Annotated in this window: 10 protein-coding genes; 1 reads left to right on the forward strand and 9 read right to left on the reverse strand. The window is 37.3% G+C overall.

The genetic code is table 11. The features are described from left to right. Positions 1-92 precede the first annotated feature (92 nt). From ISU02_RS16370 to ISU02_RS16400, 7 genes are all read right to left on the reverse strand, one after another. Positions 93-1,472, reverse strand: coding sequence for a B12-binding domain-containing radical SAM protein (locus tag ISU02_RS16370; RefSeq protein WP_194702927.1), 1,380 nt, complete (start codon positions 1,470-1,472; stop codon positions 93-95). Then, positions 1,469-2,407 carry a hypothetical protein gene (locus ISU02_RS16375; RefSeq protein ID WP_194702928.1) on the reverse strand — a complete coding sequence of 313 codons (939 nt, stop codon included), beginning with the start codon at positions 2,405-2,407 and terminating at the stop codon, positions 1,469-1,471. Before ISU02_RS16375 ends, ISU02_RS16370 begins: the two co-directional genes overlap by 4 nt. Beyond that, positions 2,400-3,482: a hypothetical protein gene (locus ISU02_RS16380; protein WP_194702929.1), complete on the reverse strand. Its 1,083-nt coding sequence runs from the start codon at positions 3,480-3,482 to the stop codon at positions 2,400-2,402. Before ISU02_RS16380 ends, ISU02_RS16375 begins: the two co-directional genes overlap by 8 nt. Positions 3,483-3,674: 192 nt before the next feature. Further along, positions 3,675-5,195, reverse strand: a complete 1,521-nt coding sequence (locus ISU02_RS16385; RefSeq protein ID WP_207736361.1) for a tripartite tricarboxylate transporter permease — start codon at positions 5,193-5,195, stop codon at positions 3,675-3,677. An 11-nt stretch (positions 5,196-5,206) separates the two neighbouring features. Next, entirely contained in the window at positions 5,207-5,644 is a 438-nt protein-coding gene (locus ISU02_RS16390) for a tripartite tricarboxylate transporter TctB family protein (protein ID WP_194702930.1), read from the reverse strand. A 27-nt stretch (positions 5,645-5,671) separates the two neighbouring features. Continuing rightward, entirely contained in the window at positions 5,672-6,694 is a 1,023-nt protein-coding gene (locus ISU02_RS16395; RefSeq protein WP_194702931.1) for a tripartite tricarboxylate transporter substrate binding protein, read from the reverse strand. A gap of 29 nt (positions 6,695-6,723) precedes the next feature. Further along, positions 6,724-7,746: a uroporphyrinogen decarboxylase family protein gene (locus ISU02_RS16400; protein WP_194702932.1), complete on the reverse strand. Its 1,023-nt coding sequence runs from the start codon at positions 7,744-7,746 to the stop codon at positions 6,724-6,726. A gap of 354 nt (positions 7,747-8,100) precedes the next feature. On the opposite strand from ISU02_RS16400, the gene ISU02_RS16405 reads away from it, so the two are divergent. Beyond that, positions 8,101-9,729, forward strand: coding sequence for a sigma-54 interaction domain-containing protein (locus ISU02_RS16405; RefSeq protein WP_194702933.1), 1,629 nt, complete (start codon positions 8,101-8,103; stop codon positions 9,727-9,729). Positions 9,730-9,781: 52 nt separating this feature from the next. On the opposite strand, the gene ISU02_RS16410 is transcribed toward ISU02_RS16405, so the two are convergent. Both ISU02_RS16410 and ISU02_RS16415 read right to left on the reverse strand, forming a co-directional pair. Further along, complete coding sequence (locus ISU02_RS16410; protein ID WP_194702934.1) at positions 9,782-11,449, reverse strand: aminotransferase class V-fold PLP-dependent enzyme; 1,668 nt, start codon at positions 11,447-11,449, stop codon at positions 9,782-9,784. 193 nt (positions 11,450-11,642) lie between these two features. Further along, positions 11,643-12,863 (reverse strand): response regulator, encoded by a 1,221-nt coding sequence (locus ISU02_RS16415; protein WP_194702935.1) that lies wholly within the window; start codon positions 12,861-12,863, stop codon positions 11,643-11,645. Between the last annotated feature and the right edge of the window lie 30 nt (positions 12,864-12,893).

A 12,893-nucleotide genomic window follows, 5' to 3' on the forward strand; every position in this document is an offset into this window, starting at 1 on the left:
ACCTCGCTTTGCTCTCTATAACCGCCCTATTAGAGTCCATTTTTTTAATTTATATCTTTAATCTACTTTATAATCATCAGACATCTAGTCTTTCATCTTTTAAAACAGTGCTTAAAAGAATCTTTCAGGACTTTATAAATCAATTGTCTTGCCGACTTAGAATGGCAAAATTGAAAGACGAACAACGCCATAAAATCCATTTTGAAAGCCATAACATGCATCTTTAAAGGTTTTAGCACCAAATGCAAAAAATCATAATGCTCGCATTTAAAATCGAGAATGTCCTTTTCATATCTTTTATATAAATCCGTTCCTCTTAAAGGCGTAAATATAGAAAAGGTGAAATTTTGAATTTGATGCTTTCTTATGTACTGCTTTAAGGCTTTAAAGTCACTGTGATCGTCACTTATATCCACCATGAATAGTGCCGTAAAGGACAGACCCGCTTGCTTTAAGACCGTAATGGCCTCTGTATTGACATCCGACGTATAGCCTTTATTAAAGTCTTCTAAGAAACTTGACTTAATGGATTCAAACCCCACAATCACTTCTATGATCCCTGCCCTTCTGATGCTTGCCATATACGCCGCATACTTCACAATAAAATCTGCTCTCAAATACACGATCATTTTAAAAGACGACTTTTTAAAGGCTTCTATAAATGCATCTGCTTCGGCCGCATTATGGATGAACACATCATCCACAACCCAATAATAATCCGCCTTTAAGTCTTCCATTTCCTGCCGCAGGGTCTCATAACTTCTGCTCACAAAGTGCCCTTGATTGAGCTGTTTACAGAAGCAGAACTCACAGCCATAAGGGCAACCGTGCGACCGCTTTACTAAAGCCACCTGCTCATACAATAAATAGCGTGTTTGAGATTTGATCTGTTCAAAATAAGTTCTAGAGGGCCTTATGTTTTCGAAAACAGTCAGTGCATCGTGATCACGTTCATCACTTAGAGTTGTCATCTCCTTCATCTCTTTTAGACACAAAACGCCTTTAAGCTCAACTTGTTTTTTTAATACAATGTGCTCGATCAGATTTTTAAAGTCACAAAGTCTATTGGAGATGACAAGGTAATCCAAATCACTTGATTCATAAAGCGCCCAATTGACCTGCACATCCACACCAGAACCAATGAGGATTGCCTGAGGCATTTTGAATTTGAGCTGTCTGGCCTCCAGCATCATTTGACTTCTCGCCGTGTTATAGCCATTTAATAGAATGATGTCGCCTGTGACCTCTGCTTTATGATACAAGTCATCGATGATCTCACACTCTATATTAAAATCTGAATTGATATCTGAATTCAGATCAAAATTAGGATTGAGCTCAATATTAGAATTGATGCCCTCCACGAGCTCATCTATCACCGCTTTCAAATATTCCAATGCCAACGGTTCCACTTTGATTGGATTAATCCACGTGAAAGGTGTTTGCTTTCTGACTTTTTTCAAAATAATCTTCATCGTCTTTCCTTAAATACATTGTAGGTAATCCCATGTGGCCTATACGATAAAAAGGGCAGTGCTTTTTTGATAATGGCCTGCAATACACGGTTGGAATGATGCACATATAAGTATTTTGCCACAGGTACGCAACCCAGTTTCAGTTTGGTCTCTTCTGCCGTTTGACCGAATTCAATGTGCTCTACACCCTTTTCAATGCCAATACGTATGATTTCAATGAGCATCTTCATGTATAAATCATATGTTTTGTTGTGTTTATGTTTAAACCCACCAAAGAGAAACGTGAGTTTATCCGCTTCACTTACCAGCTGTACGAATCCAACCAGTTCATTTGTCGATGCTATTCTAAATTCATATATTTCCGATGGAAAGGCTTTAAAAAAAGCCATACTCAAACACTCCAATTTATCCTTTGAGTTTTGGTAAACTTCTAGGTATAACTCATGATGTGCCTTGCTAAAGTCACTTTGGTCTATTGGAAGCATTATAATATCATCGGCTTTCAAAAGTGCTTTTTTCACGCGATACCTATAGTGACTTCTAAGGGATTCCAAATAATGACTAAAGTTTATGAAGTGGTTATAAAACACATGGCTTGATAATGTATAAGCATAAGGCAGGTCAAGACCTTGTTCTCCGTTAAGGATGATGTTTAAACCCTTCAGGGTTTTAATAAGGGCTGTAACTTCATGATTTTCGCCCAAATAGCCTTTCGTCGATACCGAGTAAGGTTTACCGATAATTTTAAGCGGCCATCGCAGCGTCCATTTCGGTAAAAAATTGAAAACATCCACTTTCTGATGATACTGTATGACAAAAGCGGATTTGTCGCCATAATACTGCTGTTTACAAGGATTTAACTGCTCCAAATAAAAAAGTTCTGCCTTTAAGGCATCTTCCAGAGCACACTTGCTGATGTCGGTTATTCTAGCCATGAATCGACCTCGTATATGCCGCGTATTTTTTATATTCACCTTCTGACCATTTGAGCCCAAAGTTGCTGGAATCTCTATTGTTCTTTAAGATCCATGAGGATTCACAATATGCATATTGATTTTTGGTGATTTGATTGAGTGCGTCGAAAAGCGCCAGAATTGCACCTGTCTTTTGCTCTGATTCTATAACCCCCATCTCCACTATTTTAAAAGTACTCATCGGCTTATTTAAAAACTTATGAGCCAACACGGTATTTATCGATAGCGTCTTCCCCTCTGGAATCAATTCATTGTAGTCAGGATACCAAAGCATAAAGCCAACCGGCTGATGATCTCTTTCAACAATCAAGAGATTTTCTTCTTTTAACAAAATCCTAAACGGCCTAAAGAGTTCATAATCCTCCTCAAAGCTTCTCTTAAAATAAAAAAGATGATGTTTAAAGGCATCGTTGTTGAGTGCCGTGTAAATTTGAATGTCCCTTTTAAAGTGCTTATAATCCATCGTTCTTACAGTGAACTTCGACTTTACTCTTTTGAGCACTCGATTGGACATTGGCAATTCAAAGTGTTGCATCGCCTGTTTATAAGTCACTAAATCGATGGTCTCAAAACCTGCTCTTGTGAAGAGTTGATTGTAATATGCGGGATTATAATTCATGCCAAAACTGGATGCCTGATCATAGTGAGAGCATAAAAAACCCAATCCATAATTTACGTGGATGTTGAGAGCACCTGAAATAAACTCTGCACCCCAAGCGTCACCAACCGCCTTGGTTTCTTCAAGTATAAGTGAAAAAGCAGTTTCATCTTCTGAAACAGCTTCAAAAAAACTCATTTGAATATAGGTACTCATATCGTCTACCTGAGCTAAAATCGTCCCCATAACAGGAACACCATCACTGTAAACTAATAGTGGTTGTAACTTCGTGCGCTTGTTAATCGTACTTCTATTTTTTAGAATCGCTAACAGCATACTCCCCATATCGTCTTTTTTTTCAGGTCTATTTTTATATACGGATTTGTAGAATTTATAGTATATCATGTATTCTTTTGGGTTTAGAATTTTTAAATGCATGGTTCACCTCATCTAAACCATTATAGCATATCTGAATGAAACATTTGAGAGGATGAATATACGAGTGGTCCTTGCAACATTGAATATTTTCTTTATAGGGTGTATCTGTTAAGTGAAAAAAAGCAACTTATACAAGTCGTTCTTTGTACAAGTTGCTCTCTATAAATTATCTGTCTCTAGATACAGTCAAAATTAATTTTCGACTACAGGTTCTTCTTTCTTTTCCCTAAATTCCTTCACTTTTTCCTGTATGAATGGATAAACTAAGAATCCGATAATCAACAGAAATAAAAATTTGGATATGCCACTGGCTAAAATGGCACTCACATCACCATTGGAAATCATCATTGCCCTTCTAAACTCTGATTCTGCAATGGGCCCTAAAATTAATCCAAGGACGAGCGGCGCAGAAAAAAATTTAAGCCGAGACATTGCATATCCTATCAGTCCAAATGCAAACATCACTTGCACATCGAAAATATTATTTCTGATTGCATAAGACCCAATAACACAAAGCGACATGATTACTGGTGCAATCACATTTGTAGGGACTGTTGCAATCTTACCAAAGTACTTTGCACCAACCAGTCCTGCAATCATCATGAGCACTGTGGAAACCAAAAGGCCAATAAACAGCGTATAAGAAATATTGGCGTATTTCGTAAACAGTGATGGTCCTGGTCTAAGCCCATGAATGATTAGTCCTCCTAAAAAAACAGCTGAAACGGAATTTCCAGGAATCCCTAAAGTTAGAAGCGGTACTAAAGAGCCTCCTACAACACCATTGTTTGCCGCTTCAGAAGCCGCAAGGCCTTCTAATGAACCCTTTCCAAACAAGCCTGGTTTTTTAGAAGTATTTTTGGTTGTGTTATATGCTAATGCGGAAGCAATACTCATACCCGCTCCTGGCACAATACCCACTATTGTGCCAATGATACCGGATCTGACAATATTGAATCCGTTTTTAATAATTTCTTTTACACTGACAATGTTATAAGTTTTTTTGACATTATCCTCACTGTCGTATTGAATTGTACTGCGCTTTTGTACAGCAAGTGCAAAGACTTGGGATGCTGAGTATGCACCAATTACCGTTGGCACGACAGGCATGCCACCAAACAACTCCATTTTGTCAAATGTAAACCTATAGGCACCGGTTAAAGTATCTGTGCCGACTGTTGCCAGAAGAACACCTGTAAGGCCTACAATCAGCCCTTTAACCATTGAACCTTGTGACAAACTCACGATGATGGTCAGACCCAATACCGCAAGTAAAAACATTTCAGCTGATCCAAATTCGATAACCAGTTTGGACAAGGGCGGTGCGATCAACATCAAGGCAACGACTGAAATGATCCCTCCGAAAAAGGAGGCTATTGTCGCCATGGATAGGGCTTCACCGCTACGTCCTTGCTTGGTCAGTTCATAACCATCCATTGCCGTAATAATTGCAGCTGGCGTCCCAGGCGTACAAATCAAAATAGCTGAAATTGACCCACCATATGTTGACGCCATGTAAATGGCTGACAAAAAGGCCAATCCTGTTCCCGGGTCCATTGCATAAGTCACTGGAATAAAGAGTGCGACCCCCATTGTTGATGATAATCCTGGCAAAGCACCAATAATGATGCCTATGATAACGCCAAAAATCATTAATAAAATTGTTTGAATGCTAAAAACATTCCCTAAGACAACACCGATATCTAACGCCACGTTATCACCTCCTATTTAAATAATATGCCCATTGGTACTGGGACACTGAGCAACAAGCTAAAGCCAATATAAATTATAAGCGTGCTTCCAAGTGCAACCCCAAAAGCCAGCTTTTTATCTTTCACACCTAAGAGAAACATCAATGACAGTAGATAAATGGGTGTCATCAAATAAAAACCTAAAATATTGAGCAATGCAATATAACTGATCGACGCTATGAAAGTATACAGCCATTTTTTAAGCACAAGTTTAGAAACTTCTTGCTTTGGCTTTTCTCTGTCTTTTTTCATTTGCATGATACTTTGAAATAAATAAATTGCTGTGAGTATGATAAGTGTTCCGGATACAAATTTAGGAAAAACTGCGGATGCTTCTGGAAGACTATTAGATGCTATAAAAAAGTATCCTGATACAATGAAAAGGACTATAGACGCTATGATTTGAGCCATGATTTCTCTCCTTTCTCATTTGACGATTTACCATTCACCTTTTTCAAATTCTACCTTCAATGTTTCTGTCATTTCAACTAATAAGTCTTTATAATCAGATGCATCTAAGTAGTCGATTGGCAAGCTGATTTCTTCAGCTTTCTTTAAAAATTCTGGGTCTTGAGAAGCTTTGTAGATAGAGTCTTCAATTTTGGCAAGCATATCGCTATCCATGCCTTTTGGTCCTGCAACACCTCTCAATGCAATGTTGAAAATAGGATATTTTTGCTCATCAAATGTAGCCACATCAGGGAAATCTGAAACGCGTTTTTTAGAAGCCACCCCAATAATTTTTATATTGCCTTCTTCAACATAATTAATGGCTTCTGATACGTTCATACAAACAGAATCCACATGTCCACCTAATAATGCAACAACTGATGGTGCAGAACCGTCAAAAGGAATTTTATTCACAGATTTTCCTGTAAAATCTTCTAACTGTCTCAGCATTAATGATTCTGAAGATCCAGGCCCAGAGTAGCCAACTGTAATATCACCATTTGCTGCCGCTGCGAAGTAATCGTCTAATGAATTCATATCGCTCTGAGCATTTACTGCAATGATTGCAGGATCAGATACGATGTTTGCAATAATACTAAAATCTTCTAGCTCGTATTGACAGCCTGATCTTTGGATAGGGTGAGATAAAAAAGTAGGTGGATTGATAAATCCAATGGTATAACCATCTGGATCTGACATTGCAAGTTCAGTCCATGCAATTTCTCCCGATGCCCCTGGTTTATTTACAATTGCAAATTTTTGACCGAAATATTTTTCAGCATATTGAAATAACATTCTCGCAGCAGTATCCGTTCCCCCACCTGCTGAAAAACCAACAATCACTGTGACTGGTTTTTCTGGATACGCTGAAACTGCCTCGCTTGGCTCATTACTCGCCGTGTTAGAAGAAGCGCTTTCTTTGGATACTTCTTTTGACGCTGTTGAGCAACCTACAAAGAATACCATCATGGTCAAAATAACAACATACAACATTAAATTTCTAACTCTCATAAATATTTTCCTCCCATTTTGTTGTTTATTTATAATGCAACTGCATTATTAGTAGTATCGTAATACGCCCTTTCCACAATCACCTTCGCCTCTCTCACATAACCCAAAATTTGCTCATTGAGCGGATATCTCAGGACGCATCCAGGCGTCAAAATCAATTTTCTCCCATTTAAAAATTTGATAGATTTATAAATTTGATTGTTTATTTCATTGAGATTCCCCTTTGTAATTTCCATTCGACCGAGTCCTCCCATTAGGCATTTATCAAGTTGCATCGCTGCCTCGTCAATGTCAGGAAGTGTTTCCCAAACATGCCAGTTGAAAATTTGCACGGGATATTTTTTGAGAATATTGAACATGATATTATCGCCATGTGCATGCAATACATTTGCCCAACCCTCACGCGCACCTTCTAAAACTTTTAAATCATATGGTTCGCCGAATTCTTTATAAAAAGTTTCTGTCGTTTCGTTATATGAACTCAATTGCGTTGCGAAAAAGACGCCAGATGCACCCATTTCAATTGCCTTTTGACAAAGTTTTTTCGTCACTTCAGCAATGACTTCAAGTGCTCTGTGCACCACTTCTCCATGTCCATTTTTAATATGCTCCAAAATCTTGCCATCAGAGAGCTTTGAAGCAGTTGTTATGGGACTAAACACAGTGAAAAGTACTGGTGCTTCACCATTTACTTGCTTTAATAAAAGCTCTAAAGACTTTAATTCTCTACCATATGCATTAGCCTCAATATCCACTGGTTGAATGCGATTCCAATCTTCAGGCGTTTGAATCGGTGATTCCACTATTTTGGCTACACCACCCTTTACAATTTCAGAATAATCCACTTTGCAACCAAAGTCTTCAATAGGATACATCCCATTATTCATGGTCTTAATGATGTCAACATCATATTTTTTAAAAAACCGGTAAGTTTCATCTGCCAATCTCACAGGATCTAAATCAATTTCTGGTAAGTGTGTCCAAATGGCATAAGGAATTTGATCACATTGCTCACCATTTATTGCCGCTTTAATTCTTTCTGTCTTATTCATAGCAACTCCTAACGTTATATCTATTGTCAATTGATTTGAGTACTCACAAATTCTATAACGCAATTACTGTGCCAATTAATAATTTTACGAATAAGGCTCTTATTGACTGCTAACACCTTTTAATCCTTAAATAATGCTTAAACTTTTTCGAATACGCTTGTCTTTATTGGATTTGTATACATTGTACAATGTCAGATTGAATTTCTTTCTCACATTGAGATTATAACTTAGATTTACTATGACAGATTGCACAAATATTCTGATAATTCTTCGTACGTTTCATCACTTGACACACTACTTTAAATTTGAAAAGATTAAATCAGATGTGTATTAGTAATCTATAGGGGGCATTATATGAACACTGAAATACTAAAAGCAATTGGATTTGTTATCAGCAACATGACGAATCAAACCACAATGGTTTTCGACGTTGACTTTAATTGCATCTATGGTTCTAATATTTTGCCAGATGATTTAGCACTTCCCGTAAAAGGACATCGTATCTATCACTTTAAATTTATTGATCGTTCTATCACGCAGTACCAATTGTTTTTTTCAGATAAAATAGTGGGATATCTCTATACTTGTCAACTTATTAGGGCCGATGATCTGGAAGAAAATATGATTTCTGAATTTGTATTATCCTTGCTCGCATACATTCAAAATAGTTTAAAACGGCAAAGTAATTCTCTTTTTTTTATCTCAAATAAATATGAACTGCTGTGCTATGAAACTGAAACCGATATCTTTTATTACAACCACAACTCTAAGCAACTTCTGGATACTTACACGAGTTTGACAAAACACCTTCAGGAAAAACTCACCTTACATCTAAAAACAGCTCACGATGAATTAGGCCAAAATGAAAGCATAGATCCCCATAACAAAAAGGCCTTCAAGAATATCTCTGAATTTATATTTAAATCTGAAAATGTTAAAATTACAATTGTGCTGACAGCACCCCTTTTTGACTTATTAAAAATATTTGAAATCTATGATAATCTCTCTAACTGCTTCACTTTTGAAGGCATTCTTGGAAAGAGCATCAGCATTCATCATACCATTGAAAAAGCAAAAAAAATTGCTAGAAGCAACTCCACAGTTCTGATTACAGGTGAAAGCGGTACAGGCAAAGAACTCTTTGCAAGGGCAATTCACTATGAGAGCAAACGTGCAAAGGCCCCTTTTATTCCCGTTAATTGTGCAGCCATCCCTGATACGCTTTTAGAAAGTGAACTCTTCGGTTATGAAGCAGGCTCTTTTACCGGTGCTCTTAAAACGGGAAAGATTGGGAAATTTGAACTTGCCCATGGCGGATCGATTTTCCTCGATGAAATTGGAGATATGCCCTTACATTTACAAAGTAAACTCCTGAGAGTTTTACAAGATCGCTGTATCGAGAAAATTGGAGCCACCAATCCCATTCCAATAGATGTAAGAGTCATCTCCGCCACTAACAAAGAATTGCATCAACGTGTGGATTTAGGTAATTTTAGAGAAGATTTATTCTATAGACTCAGCGTAATCCCCTTGAAACTCCCCGCATTAAGAGACCGAAAAGTGGACATTATTCACATTGCCAACTACTATTTATTAGAATACTGCGCTGAATTCTCCGATGTCCCCAAGTACTTTGACGATGCTGTTAAAGATCTATTCTTAAATTATTTCTGGCCCGGAAATATCCGTGAAATCAAAAATGTCGTTGAATACGCGGCTGTAATGTGTCCCGATCCCTGTATTACCACTCAATATTTGCCAGAGCGATTTTCTAATAAAAGTCATCGCCAACGCGAATTGTTTGGCAATTTCGTCTCAGAACAGCACATTCAAAAACTTGCCGATCTTGAACGTGCCGAAATCATAAAGGCCATTCAATATTATAATTTTAGTAAAGAAAAAATCCCCCAAATGATCGCTGATCTTGGCATCAGCAAGGCAACTTTTTATCGTAGACTTCGTGATTATGACATTCAACTGTGACAACTGCCCATAAAAAAAGACGCCTAGGCGTCTTTTTTTAACGGGAAAGCTGCTATATCAGATGAGAAACATAGTACCATTTTAGACGGTCCATCTTTTCTAAATCAAAATGTTTAAATTCTTGTTTCGTCGTTGCCACGATCTGATGATAAATTTTAAGCGCATCCTCTAGATATTGTTTCATTAATTGCTCTTTTTTAATGGTATTGCTCTTAAATACGTCTAAATCTTTAACTGCCCAGCCTGACAAGATCCCAAATTGATCTATAAGTTCTGTTGAATCCTCAAATTTTCTATGTGACCACAAGCCGCTTGATTTATCCATTTCATATTCATTTAAGAAAGCGTATCCCTTTTCAGCAATAAACTCTATGGCATCACATATAAAAGCAACCTCAGTTGCTGTAAACGTATAATGAAAGTTGAGTCTCACCCAACCTGGCTTTAAAGAATTAACCCCCTCTCGAATCATTTCCCTGTACTCACTTGATACCCTATTGTCGATGCCCAGCAGTGTATGCCCATAAGGTCCTGCACAAGCACAGCCCGCTCGTGACTGTATCCCAAAGAGGTCGTTTAAGAGCTTAGCAACGAATTTGTGATGCAAGTAGCCTTCTTTATACTTAATATTAAATGACAAGATCGCAATGCGTTTCGAAGGATCTGTATGACCTAATATTTCAATATTCTTATTTTTCAACAGCCTTTTCATCGAATAACTGATATAATCTTGTTCAATCTTTTCAATGGTTTCAATCCCCAGTTCACTTTTGAGTTCAAGCGCTAATGCGGCTCTAAAAATTTGCATTATGCCAGGAGTTCCTGCGCGTTCTCTTTCAAGAACATTTTTCGTGTAGTCATAGGATTCCGAACTCACATAATCTACAGTTCCACCACCTGCAATGGTTGGCGCATCAAAGAGATCATATAAGGCTTTATTCATAACGAGGATACCACTACCTCCCGGTCCTCCTAAAAACTTATGTGTCGATAAATAAATACCATCGAAATAAGAGACTTCATCTCTACACATATCAATATCTACATAGGGGCCACTCGCTGCAAAGTCAAAGAATGCATAGCCATCATTTTTATGCATGATCTTTGCAATTTCAAAAGTGGGTGTCACCATGCCCGTAACGTTTGATGCCGCAGAGAAAGAACCAATTTTTAATCTTCCCTTATATTTGGGAGAAGCGGTTTTAGATTTAAGCTCTTCTAAATTGAAACACCCGTTTTTATCTAATCCTATTACAACCACTTCTGCAATACTTTCTCTCCACATCAGCTCATTGGAATGATGCTCGTAAGAACTGATGAATACAACAGGTCTTTGTGCCACATGCACTGCATCTAATTCCATATATTTTTTGAGATTTGGCGCATAGTAAAATCCTAAAATACTGTTCAACTTATGAATAGCACCCGTGGCACCCGTCCCCACAGTAAAAACGTAATGCTTTTTCGCATTTAAAAGCTCTTTAATCTTCTGTTCAGCCATATGCACCATGGAAGTCATATGTTTCCCTGTTATGCTATCATCCGTATGCGAATTTGCGTACATGCTCTCCAATTTTACCAAATACTTTTCGATAAACTTTAACGTTTTTCCCGACGCTGTATAGTCAGCATAGGTCATAAGTCGGTCTCCATAGGGTGTTTTAAAAAAGACTTCATTGCCAATGATTTCTGATCTCACATTGTTAATATTAAGTGTCATAGTCGCCTCCTAGTTATTTTAACACTTAATATTGCAAGTTCTATGCCATTTCATATTTACATCTCAAATGAGCTTTTCAGTGCATTTTCAATGCTTTTTCACTATAAATTAGCCTATTGCTTTCTAAAATTCAAAAACAGCTGTCTCAAAATGATTCTACGACTCATTTTAAGACAGCTGCTTTGCATATACTCTATAGATTAAAGAGATTTTTATCATCTCGCCTTATATACCAAATTAACACACGTAACTCCATGGCATCATCCAGAATTCTAGGGTCTCGCCCTGTGATTTTTAGAATATTCTCTAACCTATAATTAAGTGTGTTTCTGTGGATGTAAAGCACCCTTGCAGTCTCGCTCAGATTTAAATTGTTTTTCAAGAATTGTTCAATAGTCTCCAGTAAAACTTTATCATTCTTAAATTTTTCTAAATCGCCCTCATTCTTAAAAAAATTATCAATCATCGTTTGCATAACATCACTTGGAATACTGTTAAGCATCAATTCAAGATTGGATTCATCAATAAAATGAATGCCTTTCCCTTCTACAGTATGCCGCCTGACCTCAGAAGCCTGTTTGGCTTCAAGATACAATTTTTTTACATCACCTGCGTTAGAAAACTTTAAGGAACTCACTCCAAAATATACCTTTTGAAGTTTAAAACTTTGGATTCTATTGAAAATCTCCGTGCAAATATCATGCAGTCTTTTATTTTGTTCCTCATGTGAAATCTGCCGATCTACAGTTAAAAAAACAAGCATTTGAGTCTTCAATATAAACCCAATCAATTTATTCGAATACGCATCCAAGAATTGCTCAACACCACTTAAAAAGGTGTGTACCACTCTGGGGGATTCAAATGTGTCTGTTCTGGAAAATTCAACAGCTATACAGACATTCATGCTCTCTAAGTCAATGCCAATGTACGTACACTGGGTTTTTAAAGCATCTGTCTCCTCGGACTTTGAAGGGAATAGACAATTGTGAATCAATCGATTCTTTATCTGCCGAATGAAAGTGCGCCGATCCTCAACAATGGCCTCTTTCATAATTTCATCTTTTGCTTTTTTAAGATGTGATAAAATCTCTTCATCAGAAAAGGGTTTTAGAATATATCCTTTGGCGCCAACAGCAAATGCCTTAACCGCGTAATTTTCGTATGCTGTCAGATAAATAATATACGGTGAATAGCTCCCTTTTAATACTCTTTTTGCAAATTCTATTCCGTTTATCCCTGCCATTTCAATATCTAAAATAATCACATCCGGATGATATCTCTGCACGGCTTTTAAGGCTTGATCCCCTGTATTACAAGCTTCAATAACTTGATAATCATCTTCTCTATTTAAAATAAATAAAAGTTCTTCTAAAATATGTTCTTCATCGTCTACCAACAACACTGTAATGCTCATCTCTCACCCCATATATATTATCGCTCTATC

The organism is Fusibacter ferrireducens (genome assembly GCF_015352425.1).
Lineage (GTDB): Bacteria > Bacillota > Clostridia > Peptostreptococcales > Acidaminobacteraceae > Fusibacter_A > Fusibacter_A ferrireducens.

What these genes read in the sequence shown, in the direction of transcription:
- ISU02_RS16370 (WP_194702927.1), bottom strand. Translation starts at nt 1,472, where the DNA reads ATGAAGATTATTTTGAAAAAAGTCAGAAAGCAAACACCTTTCACGTGG.
- ISU02_RS16375 (WP_194702928.1), bottom strand. Translation starts at nt 2,407, where the DNA reads ATGGCTAGAATAACCGACATCAGCAAGTGTGCTCTGGAAGATGCCTTA.
- ISU02_RS16380 (WP_194702929.1), bottom strand. Translation starts at nt 3,482, where the DNA reads ATGCATTTAAAAATTCTAAACCCAAAAGAATACATGATATACTATAAA.
- ISU02_RS16390 (WP_194702930.1), bottom strand. Translation starts at nt 5,644, where the DNA reads ATGGCTCAAATCATAGCGTCTATAGTCCTTTTCATTGTATCAGGATAC.
- ISU02_RS16395 (WP_194702931.1), bottom strand. Translation starts at nt 6,694, where the DNA reads ATGAGAGTTAGAAATTTAATGTTGTATGTTGTTATTTTGACCATGATG.
- ISU02_RS16400 (WP_194702932.1), bottom strand. Translation starts at nt 7,746, where the DNA reads ATGAATAAGACAGAAAGAATTAAAGCGGCAATAAATGGTGAGCAATGT.
- ISU02_RS16405 (WP_194702933.1), top strand. Translation starts at nt 8,101, where the DNA reads ATGAACACTGAAATACTAAAAGCAATTGGATTTGTTATCAGCAACATG.
- ISU02_RS16410 (WP_194702934.1), bottom strand. Translation starts at nt 11,449, where the DNA reads ATGACACTTAATATTAACAATGTGAGATCAGAAATCATTGGCAATGAA.
- ISU02_RS16415 (WP_194702935.1), bottom strand. Translation starts at nt 12,863, where the DNA reads ATGAGCATTACAGTGTTGTTGGTAGACGATGAAGAACATATTTTAGAA.